The following is a 19940-nucleotide window of genomic DNA, read 5'->3' on the forward strand; positions in this document are numbered from 1 at the left end:
CGGCGATAAAATAGGCCTCGGGGATTTTCAGAGGCGCGGCGCAAAGCGCCTCCAACACGCCGCCGCTCCGAAGACCATATCGCACCGGCTCGCCTGTCGCGCACCGCGCCGTCACGGCGTCGAACATCGGTTTGACCTCGGCGAAGGGGTCGAAGCCTTCAATGGTCGCGATCTCAGGATCTCCCGACAGGACGCCACACGTGTCGCCGTGTCCAGTTTGATGCCCTCTCGCGTCGTGTAGTAGCCCTTGCCCGCACCGTCATTGCTGCAGTTCTGGCTGTTGAGATGCCACAGAACGGCTTGGCGATAGTCATTGTCGCTGGGCCTGTTCTCCAGAACGACCCCGAGTGCGCCGAGCCGCGCCTCGATCCCGACCCATCGCCCCTCCCCCGCCCCATCAATCACCATTGAGACGGCGGCGTTCGCCTCAGGCCAGGCGCGAAATTCAGCGACGCCATATCCTCCGCTGCGCCGGCCAGTCGTCAAGATTTCGCGCCAAACGTCCATCACCGTCTGCTTGCCAGCCTTGCGCAGTTCCATGTCCGTCAACCACTGGATCAGGACGCCGCAGTCATAGACAGCGCTTCCATTGCGGATACCACGTCCATTCAGCGTCTTTGATCCGAGAAAGGACCGGCACCCGTTCAGCCGCGTTGTCAAAGAGGCGCGGCCCTGTTCTTCGGTCATATCCCCGGTGCTGACCGAACCAAGCATAGCGGCATATTCCGCCCCGTCCTCGTGCAACCAGGGCGCCGAGCCTCCGTCGGTCAACGCGACGCCGTGGCCGTTCCACAGATGGAAACTCTCATGCCAGACGAAGCTCTTCACGAACGGCCGCGTATCGTCCTGAGGCCCGCTCCAGTCGCCATGAAAACGCGTGGAGATGAGGCCGGTATCGCTGACATCGCCACGGAAACCTGACGGCCCGGGACTATCGGCGGTAATGACCAGGGTCGGCGTATAGGGCAGCGTCAGCGCCAGTCTGGTCCCGTAGAAAACCCGCGCCTCGACAAAGGCCTCGCGCATCGGCGTGGACAGCGCCTCTGCGACCCCCGCCCCCGTCACCACCAGTGCGCCGTTCTCCGACAGGATTACATCAGCGGGCCCGACATAGACTGCGCCCTCTATACCGCCCTGTTCCGGCAGCACGGCCTCGCCGGGCGCAAGATCGACCGCCAGCACAGTATCGACGCCCTCGAGCGCCAATGCGGGGCCATGCAAGATCCAGCCATCCCCGACTCGAACCAACCCCATGTAGATCCGGTCCAATTCCGCCGCATCGGGCGCGATCACCAGGTCGAACTCAGAGAACGGTTGCTCCGAAACGATGGCGCCCTCCTCCAGACGCAGTCCGGGCGTCTCTACTGTCCAAAGCGTTCGGATCGTGTGGTCGTTGGCGAAAACCAGTCGCGAGGTCGGCTCAGCTAGGCGATAGTGAACGTGGAGTCCATCCTGGCCGGTCCGGATACGAACCTCCGCCTCGCTGGCGGCCGTCGCCCCCGCGCCTGCCCCGCTGATCGCCAGGATCATCAGACACAAGAGAATACGTCCCAAAGCCATCGTCGCCCCCGCACAAACAACGAGAGAGCGTAGCGCGATGCGACGCCCCACAACAACCCAGACGCACTCACCAAAAAAAGGCGGCGGACCGAAGTCCGCCGCCTCATTCATTCTAGAACCGAGTGATCCTTAGAAGGACTTGGTCAGGTTCACGAAGGCCGTGCGGCCCAGGTAGTCGTAGCCCGAGTACAGCGGGGCGTTGCCGACCCGGTTATACACGCCCGACGAGATGGTCGGCGGGTTGTCGTTCAACAGGTTCCGGACGCCGAGCGTGGCGGTCCAGCCGTCGGACGCATACTGGACCGAGGTGTTGTGCAGCCAGTAGTCGTCCGTCGCCAGGTCGTAGTCCGACGTGGCCGGATCTTCCTCATAGTAGGCGTAGCTGTCGGTGCCCTGGATCCATTCGACGCCGTAGCGCACGCGCCACTTGTCCCAGGCGTAGGAGACGTCGGCCGTTCCGGTGAACTCCGGATTGTCGATCATGCCGGTGTAGTCTTCCAGCGGATCTTCGGCGAACAGCTTGTTCGAGATTTCCGTGTACTGGGTGATCGCCAGGTTGAACAGCGCCGTGCCCGGGCCGACGTCCTTGCGATAACGGACGGTGTAATCCAGCCCCTTCACATTGTCCGTCGCCAGATTGACGTAGCTGTCGCGGACCGTGAGGCTGTTGTCCGCCGCATCGCGCGTGATCAGGCGGCAGAAGCCGGCGTCGGCCGCGAAGTCTTCCGGGTTGGAGTCATAGCAGCGGGTCAGGATTTCGCCTGCGCCGGTGCGCGACACGCCGTTCTCGACCTCGATCTCGTAATAGTCGACGGCGAAGGCCAGATCGCCCCAGCCCGAGGGCAGCGGGGGCTGGACGACCAGGCCGACGGTCATGTTGGTCGAGGTTTCGGCCGCCAGGCCGGCGTCGGCGCCGCCTGCGGTGATCACTTCGACGCTGGTGGTCGACTGGAAATCATCCGCCAGGCCTTCGGCCGAGCAGTTGGCGACGCGGTTCGGGTTCACGCCCGGCGCGCCGTAGTTGTTGCAGCGGTCGTTGGTGTTCGACAGGAAGCCGGTGGTGGCGCCGACGAACTGTTCGAACAGCGCCGGGGCGCGGTACGAGGTGCCGTAGGTGCCGCGAACCGTAACCCAGTCGATCGGACGATAGACCAGCCCGACCTTGTAGGTCGTGTCGTCGCCGTAGGAGTCATAGTCCGTGTAGCGGAACGAACCGTTCAGGGTCAGCTCGCGCACGCCCGGCAGATCGACCAGGATCGGCGCTTCGATTTCGCCGAACACTTCCTTCACCGAGTCCGAGCCGCGCGTGATGGCCGAGGTCGAGAAGTTGTAGGTGTTGCCCAGCTGGCTATCCAGGCCCGGGGTGTCGTCGATCTCGGACTCACGCCATTCGGCGCCGAAGAAGCCCATGACCTGGCCTGCGGGCAGGCTGAACAGCGGACCGTCGATGCCGATGCTGACCACCTTCTCGATGAACTCGGTCGTGCCGGTCACCGGACGGAAGACATAGTCGACCCAGTCCTGCGGCAGGACGCCGCCGATGGTCTGTGTCGTCAGGGCCGGGGCCGCGACGCAGCCCGGGTTCGAAGCCAGTTGGGCGCACTGGAACTGGCCCGGCGCCGTCTGGACCACGTCCAGCGACTCGATCATGCGATCGGTCAGGAACTGTTCGCTAGTGTAGGTCGACTTGGAGCGCGAATAGCTGACGTAGGCGTCATAGCGCCATTCCGGCAGGAACAGATCGCCCTTGATGCCGGCGACATAGCGGCCGAAGTCCACTTCCTGTTCGGAGTAGTCATTGCCGAAGCCGATGAAGGCGCGGACGCCGACGTTCTGGCCCTTGTTCAGGCCCTGGTCGCCGAAGGCGACGCTGTCTTGCAGGTTCGCCGGGATCAGCGGGCTGCCGACGGCGTAGTCCAGCGACAGCTGGCGATAGCCGGTCTGCGACGACTTGCGCTGGTTGAACAGGGCTTCGCCATAGACCTCGGCGTTGCCTAGCGCGTGCAGGTCGTAGCCGACTTCGCCGTACAGGGTGGTGATGTCCACCGGCGAGATCAGCGACTCGTTCAGCATCCGATCTTCAAAGGTGTCACGGATGTTGAGGTCGAGCGCCACCGTGCGGGTGGGGTTGGCCGGGTCGTTCAGGTAGGAGCCACCGACGCCTTCGAAGCCGACGAGGCCGGTCGAGACGCCGGAGTTCGGACGCCAACGGTTGAATGAGACGCCATTGGTATAGGCGACGCCCGGAACGCCCGCCGCGCCCACGACGCCCGGCCGCAGGCCGGCGCCCGTCAGGGCTGCGTTCTGCGCATCGGATGTGAACGGCCCGGTGGCGATGGTGTTGATCGTCACGCCGTTCGAGCCGGTCGTGGTGATCGGATAGCATTTCGACTGGCCGGTCAGCGGGTCGATATAGTCTTGGCCGTTGCGGAAACCGTCGGTCTGGCAGCGCGTGAACTCACGGTCGCGCAGGGTCAGTTCGTCACGCTCATAGCGTTCGACCGAACCGGCGGCGCGCCAGCGGTCGCCGCGCGTACCGGCGGTCAGCGACAGACGGGTCGAACCGCCTGCGCCATTGGCTTCCAGCGGCTCGTTGCGCTGGCCTTCGAAGGTGACGCCTTCGAAGTTGTTGCGGGTCTGGATGTTGACCACGCCGGCGACGGCGTCCGAGCCATAGACCGACGAGGCGCCGTCACGCAGCACTTCGACGCGGTCGATGATGGCGGTCGGCAGCACGTTCAGGTCGGCTGCGCCGACCGAACCGCGCGAACCGGCCGGCGAGACGCGACGGCCGTTCAGCAGCACCAGGGTGCGGCTGGGGCTCATGCCGCGCAGGCCGATGGTGTTGGCGCCGGGGCCGCCGTTGGTGACGTAGCCGCCGTACGAGTTGTTGATCTGCGAGGTGCCGCCGGTCACGGCCGTGCTCTGCAGCGCCTCGGTCGTCGAAGCGAAGCCCTGCAGGGTCGCCTCTTCGCGCGTCACCACCTGAGTCGGCGACGGGGCGTTGTAGTTGTCGCGGCGGATGCGCGAGCCGATGACGACGATGTCGTCGACGCTGGCCAAGTCTTCGGCCTGGGTGACCGAAGCATCCTGCGCCAGAGCCATGGACGGGGCAAACATCGCCATGGAGGCGACTGCAATTCCACCGACCATGGTCGATGCAAGAAGGTTGTTCTTACGAGTACGCATACGCCTCTTCACAGATAAGATTGACACAATACTCGAACACGATATGTATATCAGTGTTATGTATCACCGATATACAGAATGCATCCGTTATGGGACCGGCCTAAGCGCCCTGAAAGCGAACTGCAACTAAAAAGTCGCATAAAAGTTGAGAACAAGGACAAATTGCGCGCGAAATGCATCATTGTGCGGCGTAAAGTAGCATTTTATTTCTACATTACGCCGTTTTCTCGCCATTTTTGGCGTCCAGCCCCTTTCTGAGCTTGGCAGCGCTCATCGCGGCTATGGCGGACGCCTGAGCCGCGCACTAAGTTCTGTTCATGAACCGTTCCTCGACGCCGAAGCCCGCCGCCGCAAAGCCGGCCAAGCCCGTCCACACGCCTGACCCCGGCGTGCGAGAGGCCGCCGCCGCCTTCAAGCGCGACACCGGGAAAATGCCGATGTTCGCCCCCGTCACCGGCCCGCGCCTGACGCCGGAGGAGCCCGTCGCCGCCCCTTCCGACTGGGTCCCGCACCGCCCCTCGCACGAGGGCAAGAAGAAGGGCGGACGTTTCCGGCTGGAGACGAAATACACCCCCGCCGGCGACCAGCCCGCCGCCATCGCCGAACTGGTCGCCCAGGCCGAGGCGGGCGACCGCGATCAGGTGCTGCTGGGCGTCACCGGCTCGGGCAAGACCTTCACCATGGCCAAGGTCATCGAACAGACCCAGCGCCCGGCGCTGATCCTGGCCCCCAACAAGACCCTGGCGGCCCAGCTCTATTCCGAGTTCAAGAGCTTCTTCCCGGACAACGCCGTCGAATATTTCGTCAGCTACTACGACTACTACCAGCCTGAAGCCTACGTCCCCCGCACCGACACCTACATCGAGAAGGACTCGTCGATAAACGAGCAGATCGACCGGATGCGGCACTCGGCGACGCGGGCGATACTGGAGCGGGAGGATGTGATCGTGGTCGCCTCGGTGTCCTGCATCTACGGCATCGGGTCGGTGGAGACCTATACGGCCATGACCTTCACGCTGAAGGTCGGGGACCAGATCGACGAGGGGAAGCTGCGGGCCGATCTGATCGCGCTGCAGTACAAGCGCAACGACCTGAACTTCGACCGCGGCATGTTCCGCAAGCGCGGCGACGTCATCGAAATCTTCCCGGTCCACCTCGAGGACCGCGCCTGGCGCATCAGCCTGTTCGGCGACGAGCTGGAGGCGATCCAGGAGTTCGACCCCCTGACCGGCAAGAAGACCGCCGACCTGACCGAGATCACCGTCTACGCCGCCAGCCACTATGTGACCCCGCGCCCCACGCTGAACCAGGCCACCAACGGCATCAAGGCCGAGCTGAAGGAGACGCTGGACTGGATGATCGAGAACGGCAAACTGCTCGAGGCCCAGCGCCTGGAGCAACGCACCCGTTTCGACCTGGAGATGATGGAGGCCACCGGCAGCTGCGCCGGCATCGAGAACTACTCCCGCTGGCTGACCGGCCGCGCCCCGGGCGAGCCCCCGCCCACCTTCTTCGAATACATCCCCGACAACGCCCTGCTGTTCGTGGACGAGAGCCACGTCACCATCGGCCAGATCAACGGCATGTTCCGCGGCGACTACCGCCGCAAATCCACCCTGGCCGAATACGGCTTCCGCCTGCCCTCCTGCATCGACAACCGCCCGCTGAAGTTCGAGGAATGGGAGGCCATGCGCCCCCAGACGGTTCACGTGTCAGCCACCCCCGGCGCCTGGGAGATGGACCAGGCCGGCGGCGTCTTCGTCGAACAGGTCATTCGCCCCACCGGCCTGATCGACCCGCCCGTCGAGATCCGCCCGGTCTCCGGCGCCACCCGCAACCAGGTCGACGACGTCATCGACGAGGTCAAGGCCACCACCCGCGCCGGCTACCGCTCCCTGGTCACCACCCTGACCAAGAAGATGGCCGAGGACCTGACCGAATATATGCATGAACAGGGGATCCGCGTCCGCTACATGCACTCCGACGTCGACACGCTGGAGCGGATCGAGATCCTGCGCGACCTGCGTCTGGGCTCGTTCGACTGCCTGATCGGCATCAACCTGCTGCGCGAGGGGCTGGACATCCCCGAATGCGGCTTGGTCGCCATCCTGGACGCGGACAAGGAGGGCTTCCTGCGCTCCGAGACCTCGCTGATCCAGACCATCGGCCGCGCCGCGCGCAACATCGACGGCCGCGTCATCCTGTACGCCGACCGCATGACCGGCAGTATGGAGCGCGCCATCGCCGAGACCGACCGCCGCCGCGAACGCCAGATGGCCTACAACACCGAACACGGCATCACGCCCGAGAGCGTCAAGCGCGACATCAAGGAGCTGATGGACAGCCCCTATGAGTCCCGCGAAATGGACCGCCTGACCCGCCCCGGCGTCGCCGAGGCCTCCAAACCCTTCGTCGGCTCAAACTTCCAGGCCGCGCTCAAAGACCTGGAAGGCCGCATGCGCGAAGCCGCCTCCAACCTGGAGTTCGAGGAAGCCGGCCGCCTGCGCGACGAGATCAAGCGCATGAAGCTGCTGGACCTGGAATTCGCCAACGAGGCCCTGACGGGGGCGGGGGAAGAGGTGGACCGGTCGGCGCCGAAGAAGTGGCGCGCGGAAGCGGCGGCGGAGAAGGCGGAGGCGTTCAGGAAGGGGCGGTTGTAGGGGCATCGGGCAAGGGAGACCTTGCTCGTTAGCCGGCAATCAATTTTTCGGCTTTGTTGCGCAAGCTAGCTGGCAGAGCTTTCTCTGCAATTCCCGTTAACGCGCCTAGCACGATGGCAATCAGAGGGCTTGTTACCCATCCTACAGCTTTGTATTCGCCGATCTGTACAGCAAACAATCCAGCCCAAAGCATCAACGAAAACAGTGTTGCCAGAAAGCCTGTAAATATCAACCTAACAGCGGGCTCAAGCTGATCTTCACTAATCCGTGATAAATCAAAAAATCCAATGTCAAGCTTTCTACTTGCAAAAGACACCCAAGTGCCCGCCTGATTTGCGCACCATAAGCAGCTTAAGTTGAACAATGGGCTATCAAAAGAATCCACACCATAAAAAATATACATGCCTGCTATTACCAATGCCGCAGGAATACTTGTAAGCCCTGCAAATAGGCCAAGTTTTTTTAGGAAATCATTTTTTACTCGAGAGCCATCAAGCTCAGCGATTTCGTCTTGTAGACTTTTAAGCGCGCCCCTCGCTATCGCCGAATTTGATTCGCCTCGCACGCCAACAAGTCCAAGCTGTGACAGCATAAGCAGTTTCGATACGACCTCATCGTACCGAGAAGCATATTCTCTAGCTCCAAATATAGCATGAATAGCCGTAAGCGTTTTTTCTATCTCCGCATGCAAATCCGCCTGATCTGGCGTGACATCTTGCGGTTTACAAACCGAAAAATGGATATCGGAACGGCCGTCTTTGCCATCACGCCGGTGGACGATCCATACGGGCTGGTAGTCGACGTCCGGCGTAGATAGCTTTTTAGAGGGTCGTTTTATCGGCCACAGCACGGGCAACCCGCTCCGCTGCCTGCAGACTTAGTCACCGACGTTTCAATGCCTCGTACAGCTTCACTAAGGAGCCTGGCATCTAGGGCATTAAGTTCAGAAAGTAGATTAGTCTCGTTCGAGCTCTTAACGCTCTTGGCGTTTAGCCGGTTACGGATATTTGAAAGTTCTGTCGGTAAAGCCATCTACGAATCCCCATCTATAAGTTTCTATTAGCTACTCGCTAAGACGGGCAGCGCAGACGACCATAGCGCGACTTTCCGTCAAGTCCAGCGAGTGAACTCAGCTCCAACGGCAATTGAGATTTAGGCGACTTCTAATCCTCTTCGTCAACTCAGCCCCCTGTTTCGCTCCGCGCAGATCATGCCTGTGCCGTCATCGCCGTTCTGATCCTTCTCCCCTTGCGGGAGAAGGTGGCCGAGCGCAGCGAGGTCGGATGAGGGGTTTCACCGGCCCTGACGATCCACGCCGAACCGACCCCTCATCCGGCCCTGCGGGCCACCTTCTCCCGGAAGGGGAGAAGGAAGGGCGATTAGCGCCCTGGTAAAGACCGTCGCCGTCATACTAACCTAAGGTTGGCGGGGAGACTGGGTTGGTCGATCAGGGCAAGTATGGCCGAGACTGGGATGAGGAGGAGTTAGACCTCATCGTCGCCGACTATTTCGCCATGCTCGACGACGCGGTCTCTGGTCGTCCGCTGATCAAGGCCCGTCACGCCAAGGCGCTGTCCGATCAGATCGGCCGAACCGTCGGCTCGGTCGGTCAAAAATACGGGAACATCTCCGCCGTCCTGACCGAACTGGGCATGCCCAAGCTGAATGGTTTCGGCAGTCGGCCTAACTACCAAGAGGCCATCTTCTCCGCACTGGAACGCCATCTCGACCAGAATCCAGCCGCTTGGGACATCGGGATGCCATTGCGCGACTCCCTGCGGGTCCAAGCGACCGAACAGCCGACGTATGGAAGCGGGGTGTCGGAGCCCTCGACCGTGTTTGACCCGGCGCCCCTGCTGATGACCTCAGCCCCTCCCCTTGGCGCGGAGAGACCCCGACGACCCGCAGGTCTGTCGCGACTGGTTCGGAAGTTCGATCCGGCGGCTCGCGATCAGCGGAACCGGCAGCTTGGCTTGTTGGGCGAGGAGCGGATCTTCCATCACGAACGCGCCCAGTTGATCGCCCATGACCGGGCGGATCTCGCGACGAAAGTCGAATGGACGTCGCAGGAGCGCGGAGACGGGGCCGGATACGACATCCGCAGCTTCGACCCGACGGATGGTTGTGAGCGACTGATCGAGGTGAAGGCCACGCGTGGCGGCCCATCGACGGACTTCTTCCTCACGCGAACGGAATGCGAGGTGGCGCAGGAGCGGCCTGACGCATGGCGGCTTTACCGGGTGCATAGCTTGCCCGTCCGGCCGGAATTTTTCGTCCTAGCGCCGCCGCTGGAAAGCGCGGTGATGCTGACGCCGGAGGCGTGGCGGGCGTCCTTCTGACCCCTCATCCGACCTCGCTGCGCTCGGCCACCTTCTCCCGCAAGGGGAGAAGGAAGAGGTTGCAATCTTGGCGGGCGTTGCGCACAATCTGGATATGGACGACTGGCTGCAATCCCGCGCCAAACAGATGCGCCGCGAGCCCGTCCATTATGAGCGGCGGCTGTGGGGCCTGTTGCGGGATCGGCGGCTGGCGGGGCTGAAGTTTCGGCGGCAGATGGTGATCGGGCGGTATATCGTCGACTTCGTCTGTCTGAGGCATCGGCTGATCGTCGAGGCGGACGGGCCGCAGCATGACGACCGGATCGAGGACGCCGAGCGGGACGCCTGGTTGCGCGAACAGGGGTTCCGGGTGCTGCGATTTCCGAATGGGATGATCGGGAACCAGCGGGAAGCGGTGCTGTCGGCCATTGTGGCGGCGACGGAGGAAGGCCTGACGCGCGACTAAACCTTCCTTCTCCCCTTGCGGGAGAAGGTGGCAGCCGAAGGCTGACGGATGAGGGGTTTCACCGGCCCTGACGGTTCACGCCAAACCGACCCCTCATCCGACCTCGCTGCGCTCGGCCACCTTCTCCCGCAAGGGGAGAAGGAAGCCCCCTCAATCCTCCAGCCTCACCCTGAACTCCGCCGCCGGCATCTGCCGCGTCCCCGCGCCGTCGGGCGCAATGACATCGATCCCCAACCGCACGCGCGCCGCCCGCTCATCCTCCTCCACCGGCGGGATGCCCCGCCCTTCCAGCTGCGCCTCCAGCGCCTTGACCCGCGCCTCGGTGGCGGAGCGGCGGCGGGTCTTGACCTCTTCGTGGGCCCGGCGGCGCAGCGAACCCTGTCGCCGCCACTCGTGATAGGCCGCCTTGACCGGATCGACCTCGTCCGGCTTGCGCCAGAACCGGTCCTCCAGGGCGATGCGGTCCATGGTCAGGATGTCGAGGACCAGTTCCAGCGGCGCGGTTTCCGCCGTCAGGCCGTTGCGGGCCGGGTCGGCGCGCTCGGCCAGCTTGTGATAGGCCTCGGCCAGGCCGGCCAGGGTGCGGGCCTCGGTCCAGGCGCGGGCGCGCATGGCCCGGCCCGAGGCCACGGTGGCGGTGCGGACCAGGACGGCAGGGTCGTCGGGCGTTTCATCGCCCTCATCCGGCAAGCCGTCGAACCAGGCCGTCTTGTCGGGCGCCGCCTCGCCCTTCGGCTCCGTCTGCGGCTGCAGATACCGCGACCAGCCCTCGCGCGACGCTCGGGCGCGCAGGGCCTCGGTCCCGACGCCGTACCGCGCGGCCACCTGCCGGGCGCCGTCCCCGGCCAGATAATCCCGGCGCACCAGTTCCCAGATCGAGGGCGGCTGAATCTTGTATTTCCGTCGCTGTTCCATGCATCGCATCATGAATCATGCGGATGCTCAGGCGAGAAACTAACCGAATTTACAGGTCAAAGGCCTGAATTTACAGGACTCGCGGCGCCGGTTTACAGCCCCCAGCGCGCATAACCAGACCCTCTCCCGCTTGCGGGGGAGGTGGCCCGGCGTCCGCGCAGCGGACCAGGGTCGGAGGGGGAAGTGTCGCCTGACGCAAGACTTCCCCCATCGTCAGGCGTGTCGCTGCGCGCCACGGCCTGACACTTCCCCCGCAAGCGGGGGAAGATCCGGGATCAGTCCTCGTCCATCTTCAGGGCGGCGATGAAGGCTTCCTGCGGGATTTCGACCTTGCCGAACTGACGCATCTTCTTCTTGCCGGCCTTCTGCTTCTCCAGCAGCTTCTTCTTCCGCGTGGCGTCGCCGCCGTAGCATTTCGAGGTCACGTCCTTGCGGAGCGCGCGCACGGTCTCGCGGGCGATGATCTTGCCGCCGATGGCCGCCTGGATCGGGATGACGAACAGATGGGGCGGGATCAGCTCCTTCATCTTCTCGACCATGCCCCGGCCGCGCGTCTCGGCGCGGGCGCGGTGGACCAGCATGGACAGGGCGTCCACCGGCTCGGCGTTGACCAGGATGTTCATCTTCACCAGGTCGCCGACCTTGTATTCGGTGATCTCGTAGTCGAACGAGGCATAGCCCTTCGAGATCGACTTCAGACGGTCGTAGAAGTCGAACACCACCTCGTTCAGCGGCAGTTCGTAGACCACCATGGCGCGGGCGCCGACGTAGGACAGTTCGATCTGCTGGCCGCGGCGGTCCTGGCACAGCTTGATGACGCTGCCGAGGTATTCGTCGGGCGTCAGGATGGTGGCCTTGATCCAGGGCTCGGAAATGGTCTCGATCTGCATCACGTCGGGCAGGTCGGCCGGATTGTGCAGGTCGATCTCGGAGCCGTCGCGCAGGCCGATCTTGTAAACCACCGACGGGGCGGTCGCGATCAGGTCCAGGTTGAACTCGCGGCTGAGCCGTTCCTGGATGATCTCCAGGTGCAGCAGGCCCAGGAAGCCGCAGCGGAAGCCGAAGCCCAGGGCGGCGCTGGATTCCATCTCGTAGGTGAATGACGCATCATTCAGCCGCAGCTTGCCGATGGCGGCGCGCAGGTCCTCGAAGTCGGCGGCGTCGACCGGGAACAGGCCGCAGAAGACCACCGACTGGACCTCCTTGAACCCCTTCAGCGGTTCGGCGGTCGGCTTTCTTTCATCGGTGATGGTGTCGCCGACGGCGGCGTGGGCGACTTCCTTGATCTGGGCGGTGATGAAGCCGACCTCGCCGGGGCCCAGCTGGTCCACCGGGGTGTTCTTGGGCAGGAAGACGCCGACGCGGTCGATCAGGTGGGTCGAGCCGTTGCGCATCATCTTGACCCGCATGCCGGTCTTCAGCACCCCGTCGAAGACGCGCACCAGGACGACGACGCCCAGATAGGGGTCGTACCAGGCGTCGACCAGCATGGCCTTCAGCGGGGCGTCGGGGTCGCCCTTGGGGGCCGGGAGTTTGGTGACGATGGCTTCGAGGACATCCTCGATGCCGATGCCGGACTTGGCGCTGCACAGCACGGCCTCGGAGGCGTCGATGCCGATGACGTCCTCGATCTGGGCGCGGACCCGCTCGGGCTCGGCGGCCGGCAGATCGACCTTGTTCAGGACGGGGACGATCTCGTGGTTGTTATCAATGGCCTGATAGACGTTCGCCAGCGTCTGGGCCTCGACCCCCTGCGACGCATCCACGACCAGCAGCGACCCCTCGCACGCCGCCAGCGACCGGCTGACCTCATAGGCGAAGTCCACGTGGCCCGGCGTGTCCATCAGGTTCAGGACATAGTCCTGCCCGTCCTTGGCGCGGTAGTTCAGGCGCACCGTCTGCGCCTTGATCGTGATGCCCCGTTCCTTCTCGATATCCATATTGTCCAAGACCTGCTCGGACATCTCGCGCGCGGTCAGGCCGCCGGTGAATTGGATCAGTCGGTCGGACAGGGTGGACTTGCCGTGGTCGATGTGCGCGACCACGCTGAAGTTCCGGATGTTCGAGATAGGGGGAGTCGTCATCCGCGCGCCCCTATCACGCGTAGAGGTCCGGGACCAGCGGGCGCGGCGATCCGCGCCCCTGACAGTGTCAGATTAAGGCTTTGCAATAAAGCGCATGGGCGTTTGAGGACCGTTCGCAGACGCGGTAAGAAGCGGGTCTGCGATCACCGGCGTCAGCCGGGCGGTCCGCTTCGCCTGCAACCGAGGAAATCTCCCGTGTCCAAGACGACCCGAACCGCCTTCAGCCTTGGCGCTCTCGCCGTGTCGGCCTTCCTGCTGGCCGGCTGCGGGGGGCATGGCGACGAGGCGACCGAGGAGAGGGCCGCCGGCGGCTCGCGCCAGACCGTCACCGCCGCCACCGTGACCCAGACCAATCTGCGGCGCACCGTCACCGCCTCGGGCACCGTCTCAGCCTGGGAGGAAGTGCCGGTCGCGGCGGAGACCGGCGGCCTGACCGCCGTCGCCGTCTATGTGGATGAGGGCTCCTATGTCCGTCAGGGCCAGCCCCTGGTGCAGATGAACGACGTCCTGCTGCGCGCCCAGCTGCGCCAGCAGCAGGCCCAGGTGCAGCTGGCCGAAGCCAATGTGGCGCGCGACGACGCGGCCCTGGACCGGGCGCAGCAGCTGAAGGAACGCGGCTTCCTCAGCCAGGCCTCGCTGGACACCGCCCTGGCCAACCAGCGGGCCTCAAACGCCAATCTGGCCGCCGCCCGCGCCACCCTGGCCCAGACACAGACGCAACTGTCCCAGGCCACCATTCGCGCGCCCGTCGCCGGCCTGATTATCAGCCGCAGCGTCACCAAGGGCCAGATCATCGCCGCCGGAACCGAACTGTTCCGCATGGTCCGCGACGGCCGGCTGGAGCTGGACGCCCAGGTGCCCGAGACCGAGCTGGCCCAGGTTCGCGCCGGCCAGTCGGCGACCGTCTCCTCAAGCGAGGCCGGAACCACCAGCGGCACGGTCCGGATCGTCACGCCCGAGGTCAACGCCAACACCCGCCTGGGCCTGGCGCGCATCTCGCTGTCGCCAGGCGCCCCGCTGCGGCCGGGCATGTTCGCCCGCGCCGACATCGACGTCGGCGACCAGCCGGCCACCACGGTGCCGACGGGCGCGGTCCTGTATCGCGACAACAAGCCGGGGGTCTTCAGCCTGGCCGCCGACGGTCGGGTTCACTTCCAGCCGGTCGTCATCCTGTCGCGGACCGACACCCAGACGGCGGTCACCGGCGTCAATGTCGGCGCCCAGGTCATCGTCGACGGCGCCGGCTTCCTGAACGAGGGCGACCGGGTCAACGTCGCCCAGGCCCCCGGCGGCGCCCGCCCCGCTACACAGCCTGCGGCCAAGTAGGACCGACCGATGAACCAGATGTCGTCCTGGGCGATCAAGAACCCGATTCCGATCATCCTGCTGTTCCTGCTGCTGACGCTCGGCGGCGTGGTCGGCTTCATGGGGATGCGGATCAATCAGAACCCTGACATCGACTTCCCGCTGGTCAATGTCACCGCCGCCCGCCCCGGCTCGGCGCCGGCGGAAATGGAGGTCCAGGTCACGCGGCTGATCGAGGACTCGCTGGCCGGCCTGTCGGGCGTGCGCCACATCACCTCGAACATCAGCGACGGCGTCTCGACGACGGTGATCGAGTTCGAACTGGGCACGGACACCGACCGCGCGACCAATGACGTGCGCAACGCCATGACCGGCCTGCGCGCCAGCCTGCCCCAGGACATGCAGGAGCCGGCGGTCCAGCGCATCGACATCACCGGCGACGCCCTGATCACCTATGTGGTCCGGTCGCCGACCATGACGCCGGAAGAGATCAGCTGGTTCATCGACAACGAGATGAGCCGGGCCCTGCTGGCCCTGGGCGGCGTGGGCGAGGTCAACCGGTCAGGCGGCGTGGATCGCGAGATCCGGGTGGAGCTGGATCCGCAACGGCTGTCGGCCTACGGCGTCACCGCGGCCGAGGTCAGCCAGGCGCTGAACAACGTCAACAACAACCTGCCCGGCGGCCGCGTCACCATCGCCGGGTCCGAGCGCGCCGTCCGCACCCTGGGCGCCGCCACCTCGGTCGCACAGTTGCGCGAGACCCTGGTGCCGCTGGGCGACGGCAAGACCGTGCGCCTGGATAACCTCGGCACGGTCGAGGACAAGTGGAGCGAACCGCGTCGCCTGGCCCGCTACAACGGCCAGGAGGCCGTAACCTTCAACTTCCTGCGCTCGCGCACTGCGTCCGAGGTCAAGGTCGCGGAACGGGTCCGCGAAGAGGTCCAGAAGATCGACGAGGTCCATCCCGAGCTGACCATCAGTCAGGTCACGGCCAGCGTCGAGGAGATCGAAGAGAGCTATCTGGCCTCGCTGGAGGCCCTGCTGCTGGGCGCCGTCCTGGCCGTCATTATCGTCTTCATCTTCCTGCGCGACTGGCGCGCCACCCTGATCGCGGCGACGGCCATGCCGATGTCGCTGATCCCGACCTTCGCCATCCTGGGCCCGCTGGACCAGTCGCTGAACGTCGTCACCCTGCTGGCCCTGTCCCTGACCATCGGCATCCTGGTCGACGACGCCATCGTGGAGATCGAGAACATCGTCCGCCACATGCGCGACGGCAAGCCGCCCTATGACGCCTCGCTGGAGGCGGCGGACGAGATCGGTCTGGCGGTCGTGGCCACCACGGCCACCATCATCGCCGTCTTTGCGCCGGTCGGCTTCATGCCGGGCATCATCGGCCAGTTCTTCAAGGCCTTCGCCCTGGCGGCCTGCGTCTCCGTGGCCTTCTCACTGTTGGTGGCGCGGACCCTGACGCCGCTGATGGCGGCCTTCATCCTGAAACACACCCACCATGAGGATCGCGATCCCTTCTGGATGAGCGGCTATCTGAAGGCCCTGCGCTGGTGCCTGGGCAATCGCTGGAAGGTCTTCATCATCGGCATCCTGTTCCTGGTCGGGTCGATCGGAACCTCGATCGTGGCCAAGATGTCGTTCGAGTTCATGTCGCCCGGCGACACGGCCCGCGCGGCCTTCCAGGTCGAGCTGCCGCCGGGTTCGACCCTGCGCCAGACCGACGCCGTGGTGCAGCAGATCACCCGCAAGCTGGAGGCCCGCCCCGAGGTCACCTCGGTCTATGCCGCCATCGGCGGCCAGGACGTGACCCAGGCCAACATCTACGCCGACATGGTGCCCAAGGGCGACCGCGAACTGAGCCAGCAGGCCTTTGCGCGGGTCATGGTCGACGAGATGAAACAGATCCCCGGCGCCCGCATCCGCGCCGGCATCGCTCAACAAGGGGGCGGGCCGGGCGACGGCACGACCTACACCTTCTCAATTCTGAGCGACAATCCTGAGGCCCTGACCGCAGCCGCGCGCAAGGTGGAGGAGGAGATGCGCGGCGTCCCGGGCCTGGCCAACGTCGTCAACTCGGCCGCCATCGCCCGCCCGGAAATCCTGGTCACGCCGCGCGCGGACGAGGCCGCCCTGGCCGGGGTTTCGGCCGGCGCCATCTCGCAGGCGGTGCGGGTCGCCACCATCGGCGACGTCGATCAGAACCTGCCCAAATATAATCTGGGCGACCGCCAGATCCCGATCCGGCTGCAGTTGACCGAGGAAGCCCGCGAGGACCTGAGCGTGCTGGAGACCCTGCGCGTGCCCGGCAACAACGGCGCCTCGGTGCCGCTGAGCGCCGTCGCCGACATCGAGTTCGGCGCCGGTCCGGCCACCGTCACCCGCCAAGACCGGTCGCGCATCGCCTCGATCAGCGCCGAACTGGACGGCATCACCACGGGCGCGGCCGGCGTGGCGGTCAACCGCCTGCCCTCGGTTCAGAACCTGCCCGCCGGCGTGCGTCAGGTGCCGGCCGGCGACGCCGAGTTCATCCAGGAGATGCTGACCGGTTTCGGCATCGCCTTCGCCTCGGGCATTCTGCTGATGTATGCGGTGCTGACCCTGCTGTTCAAAAGCTTCGCCTATCCGATCACCATCATGGCGGCCCTGCCCCTGGCCATCGGCGGCGCCTTCATCGCCCTGGCCATCGGCGGCGCCAACTTCTCCATGTCGGCCCTGATCGGAGTGCTGATGCTGATGGGGATCGCGGCCAAGAACTCCATCCTGCTGGTCGACTATGTCATCATGGCCGAGAAGGAGGGGATGCCGCGATACGAAGCCATCATGGATGCGGCGCACAAGCGCGCCCGGCCCATCCTGATGACCACCTTCGCCATGGGCGCGGGCATGGTGCCGATCGCCATGGGGATCGGGGCCGACGTCCAGTTCCGCTCGCCGATGGCGATTGCGGTGCTGGGGGGGCTGATCTCCTCGACCTTCCTGTCCCTGCTCTATATCCCCGCCATCTTCACCATCATCGACGATGTGGCCAAGTGGGCGCGGCGCATCCTGCGCCGGTCGACGGCGGGACAGCGGGAACTGGCCCAGCCGAGGCAGGGGCCGTTGGTGGAGTAGTGGGTTCCCGTAAATCCGTCTCCTTGTCCTGACGGCGCGGCGCCGACATCGGTCCCGGCGACCGTTCGGGCTGGTTTATGAAGGGGGGCGGCGCCCCCGGGCTCAAGCACGGTCTGAAAGGACCAAGGGCGGCCGGTGCGCCGCCATCAACCTGGACAATCAGACGAGGCCGTCAGCAGACAAGGGTGACGGATTTTGGAGGGACGGAGATCGCGGCGGAAACACGGCGACGCACTGGCGCGACGCAAAAGCCGCGGTTATAGCTGGCGGATAAGGCGAGTTCATCGCCAGCCTAATTATAGAGATGAAACGCATGGCCGACGCGCACGCCGCTCCGCACCACGACTATCACCTCGTGCCGCCCAGCCCGTGGCCGCTGCTGTCGTCCATTGCGGCGACGATCATGTTCATCGGCGCGGTGATCTGGATGAAGGGGCTGGCCCCGGCCGAGAACGGGCCGATCGCCGCCAACTTCCTGGCCGAGGGTCGGCAGGGGGTCTTCTTCGCCGGTCTGGCGGGCGTGCTGATCTCCGCCTTCGGCTGGTGGTCGGACGTGATCAAGGAATCCAAGGCGGGCGACCATACGCCGGTCGTGTCCATCGGCCTGCGCTACGGCATGATCCTGTTCATCGCGTCGGAGGTGATGTTCTTCGTCGCCTTCTTCTGGATGTTCTTCGACATGGCCCTGTTCCATGAATCGCGGGCCCTGACGCCGGAAGTCGGAACCTGGGCCGATACGGCCAAGGCCTGGTCCACCTGGCCGCCGCAAGGTGTCGAGGTTCTGTCGCCGTGGCAACTGCCGCTGCTGAACACCGTGACCCTGCTGCTGAGCGGCTGCACCGTGACCTGGGCCCACCACGCGATCCAGGTCGGCGACCGCAAGGGCGCCAAGATCGCCCTGATCATAACCGTGATCCTGGGCGTCTTCTTCACCAGCGTTCAGGCCTACGAATATCAGCACATCCTGCACGAGCACCTGTTCTTCAACGAGGAAGCCATCAACTCGGGCCTGTATGGGTCGATCTTCTTCATGGCGACGGGCTTCCACGGCTTCCACGTCCTGATCGGCACCATCTTCCTGGCGGTCTGCCTGATCCGCCTGCTGGCCGGCGACTTCACCCCGCAGAAGCATTTCGGCTTCGAGGCGGCGGCCTGGTACTGGCATTTCGTGGACGTGGTCTGGCTGTTCCTGTTCGCCTTTGTCTACGTCGTCTTCGGTTGATCGAAGACGGCCCTGAAGACCTCAAGACGGCGCGGGACGAGGGATCGTCCCGCGCCGTCGTGGTTTGCGACACGCCGGTTCGGGCGGCGATGCGCGGGCGCTGTCCCCGGTGCGGGCAGGGGGCCCTGTTCGCGGGCTTTCTGAAGGTGGGGGCGGCCTGCTCCGTCTGCGGCCTGGACTACACCACCATTCAGACCGGCGACGGGCCGGCCAGTTTCATCATGCAGATCGCCGGCTTTGTGGTGGGGTTTTCGGCCCTGGTGGTCGAGATCAAATTCCACCCGCCCATGTGGCTGCACCTGATCGTCTGGCTGCCGCTGGTGGTGGCCTTGTCGCTGGCGCTGATGCGGCCGGGGCGGGGGCTGATGATCGGCTTGCAGTACAGGAACCAGACATGAGGCGGTTTCCCTGGATCCTGACCGTTCTGACGGTCGTCGCCCTGGCGCTGCTGATCGGGCTGGGCGTCTGGCAGGTCGAGCGGCTGAAGTGGAAAGAGGGGCTGATCGCGGCGTCGGAGGCGGCGGCGGCCAAGCCGCCTGCGCCGCTGGATCAGGTGCTGGGTGAGGGCGATCTGGAGTTCAGGAAGGCGCTGATCGTCTGTCCGGGCCTCGCGACCGCTCCCTTTGTCGAGCTGCAGTCGATCCATGACGGCGAGGCCGGGGTGCGGCTGATCTCGGCGTGCAAACCGGCGGGGGCGGAGTTCAGCCTGCTGATCGACCGGGGCTTCGTCGCCGATGGGGTGAGCGAGCGGCCGCGCGTGATCGAGACCACCCTGCCGCTGGTGCTGATCGGCGAGTTCCGCAGTTTCGATCCGCCCAGCGGCATGACGCCGGCGCCGGCGAACGGCCGCTTCTACGGCCGCGACACGGCGGCTATGGCCGAGGCCTTGAAGGTCCAGGGGCCGGTGCGGCCCGAAGCGGTGTTCGCGGTCAGCGCGACCAATCCCGAGTTCGCGGCCCTTAGGCCGTCCGCGCCGCCGGCGGCCTTTTCCAACAATCATTTCGGCTACGCCCTGACGTGGTTCGGACTGGCGATTGCGCTGGCGGGCTTCTATGTGGCCCTGCTTCGACGTCGAACCAAGAAAGACATCCCCTGACG

The 19940-nt window shown here is 65.0% G+C and carries 12 protein-coding genes and 1 pseudogene; 8 read left to right on the forward strand and 5 right to left on the reverse strand.

The window, feature by feature from the left end; all coding sequences use genetic code 11:
- Positions 1 to 111: 111 nt before the first annotated feature.
- A complete protein-coding gene (locus ACW170_RS00825; RefSeq protein WP_492087815.1) occupies positions 112 to 1671 on the reverse strand; it encodes a hypothetical protein in 1560 nt (519 codons plus the stop codon).
- A gap of 18 nt (positions 1672 to 1689) precedes the next feature.
- On the reverse strand, positions 1690 to 4749 hold the full coding sequence (locus ACW170_RS00830; RefSeq protein ID WP_492087816.1) for a TonB-dependent receptor domain-containing protein: 3060 nt from the start codon (positions 4747 to 4749) through the stop codon (positions 1690 to 1692).
- Positions 4750 to 5066: 317 nt separating this feature from the next.
- Here ACW170_RS00830 and uvrB point away from each other — a divergent pair, with 317 nt between their 5' ends.
- Positions 5067 to 7409 (forward strand): excinuclease ABC subunit UvrB, encoded by a 2343-nt coding sequence (uvrB, locus tag ACW170_RS00835; protein WP_492087817.1) that lies wholly within the window; start codon positions 5067 to 5069, stop codon positions 7407 to 7409.
- 28 nt (positions 7410 to 7437) lie between these two features.
- Here the strand turns inward: uvrB and ACW170_RS00840 are convergent, their stop codons facing one another.
- Complete coding sequence (locus tag ACW170_RS00840; protein WP_492087818.1) at positions 7438 to 8259, reverse strand: hypothetical protein; 822 nt, start codon at positions 8257 to 8259, stop codon at positions 7438 to 7440.
- 589 nt (positions 8260 to 8848) lie between these two features.
- Here ACW170_RS00840 and ACW170_RS00845 point away from each other — a divergent pair.
- Together ACW170_RS00845 and ACW170_RS00850 are read left to right on the forward strand one after the other, a co-directional pair.
- On the forward strand, positions 8849 to 9748 hold the full coding sequence (locus ACW170_RS00845; RefSeq protein ID WP_492087819.1) for a protein NO VEIN domain-containing protein: 900 nt from the start codon (positions 8849 to 8851) through the stop codon (positions 9746 to 9748).
- 151 nt (positions 9749 to 9899) lie between these two features.
- Positions 9900 to 10116, forward strand: a pseudogene (locus ACW170_RS00850) (DUF559 domain-containing protein); the annotation flags it as partial.
- Between the two features lie 227 nt (positions 10117 to 10343).
- Here the strand turns inward: ACW170_RS00850 and ACW170_RS00855 are convergent.
- Both ACW170_RS00855 and lepA read right to left on the reverse strand, forming a co-directional pair.
- On the reverse strand, positions 10344 to 11108 hold the full coding sequence (locus ACW170_RS00855) for a hypothetical protein (RefSeq protein ID WP_492087820.1): 765 nt from the start codon (positions 11106 to 11108) through the stop codon (positions 10344 to 10346).
- A 275-nt stretch (positions 11109 to 11383) separates the two neighbouring features.
- Positions 11384 to 13192, reverse strand: coding sequence for a translation elongation factor 4 (gene lepA / locus ACW170_RS00860; protein ID WP_426024834.1), 1809 nt, complete (start codon positions 13190 to 13192; stop codon positions 11384 to 11386).
- A gap of 195 nt (positions 13193 to 13387) precedes the next feature.
- Here lepA and ACW170_RS00865 point away from each other — a divergent pair, with 195 nt between their 5' ends.
- The 5 genes from ACW170_RS00865 to ACW170_RS00885 all read left to right on the forward strand — a co-directional run bounded on the left by ACW170_RS00865 (position 13388) and on the right by ACW170_RS00885 (position 19938).
- Positions 13388 to 14518, forward strand: a complete 1131-nt coding sequence (locus tag ACW170_RS00865; protein WP_492087821.1) for an efflux RND transporter periplasmic adaptor subunit — start codon at positions 13388 to 13390, stop codon at positions 14516 to 14518.
- A 9-nt stretch (positions 14519 to 14527) separates the two neighbouring features.
- Complete coding sequence (locus tag ACW170_RS00870; RefSeq protein ID WP_492087822.1) at positions 14528 to 17620, forward strand: efflux RND transporter permease subunit; 3093 nt, start codon at positions 14528 to 14530, stop codon at positions 17618 to 17620.
- Between the two features lie 313 nt (positions 17621 to 17933).
- A complete protein-coding gene (locus tag ACW170_RS00875) occupies positions 17934 to 18842 on the forward strand; it encodes a cytochrome c oxidase subunit 3 (RefSeq protein ID WP_492087823.1) in 909 nt (302 codons plus the stop codon).
- The gene (locus ACW170_RS00880) at positions 18839 to 19240 is read left to right on the forward strand and encodes a DUF983 domain-containing protein (protein WP_492087824.1); all 402 of its coding nucleotides are present in this window, start codon (positions 18839 to 18841) and stop codon (positions 19238 to 19240) included. The genes ACW170_RS00875 and ACW170_RS00880 overlap by 4 nt, the downstream gene beginning before the upstream one ends.
- Positions 19237 to 19938 (forward strand): SURF1 family protein, encoded by a 702-nt coding sequence (locus ACW170_RS00885; RefSeq protein WP_492087825.1) that lies wholly within the window; start codon positions 19237 to 19239, stop codon positions 19936 to 19938. Before ACW170_RS00880 ends, ACW170_RS00885 begins: the two co-directional genes overlap by 4 nt.
- Positions 19939 to 19940 lie beyond the last annotated feature (2 nt).

The sequence above is a fragment of the Brevundimonas sp. FV2ps16 genome (genome assembly GCF_058681075.1).

Excerpts from the sequence above, each read along its gene's own strand:
- ACW170_RS00870 (WP_492087822.1), top strand. The coding sequence starts at position 14,528 with ATGAACCAGATGTCGTCCTGGGCGATCAAGAACCCGATTCCGATCATC.
- uvrB (WP_492087817.1), top strand. The coding sequence starts at position 5,067 with ATGAACCGTTCCTCGACGCCGAAGCCCGCCGCCGCAAAGCCGGCCAAG.
- ACW170_RS00830 (WP_492087816.1), bottom strand. The coding sequence starts at position 4,749 with ATGCGTACTCGTAAGAACAACCTTCTTGCATCGACCATGGTCGGTGGA.
- ACW170_RS00855 (WP_492087820.1), bottom strand. The coding sequence starts at position 11,108 with ATGGAACAGCGACGGAAATACAAGATTCAGCCGCCCTCGATCTGGGAA.
- ACW170_RS00875 (WP_492087823.1), top strand. The coding sequence starts at position 17,934 with ATGGCCGACGCGCACGCCGCTCCGCACCACGACTATCACCTCGTGCCG.
- ACW170_RS00885 (WP_492087825.1), top strand. The coding sequence starts at position 19,237 with ATGAGGCGGTTTCCCTGGATCCTGACCGTTCTGACGGTCGTCGCCCTG.
- ACW170_RS00825 (WP_492087815.1), bottom strand. The coding sequence starts at position 1,671 with ATGAATGAGGCGGCGGACTTCGGTCCGCCGCCTTTTTTTGGTGAGTGC.
- lepA (WP_426024834.1), bottom strand. The coding sequence starts at position 13,192 with ATGACGACTCCCCCTATCTCGAACATCCGGAACTTCAGCGTGGTCGCG.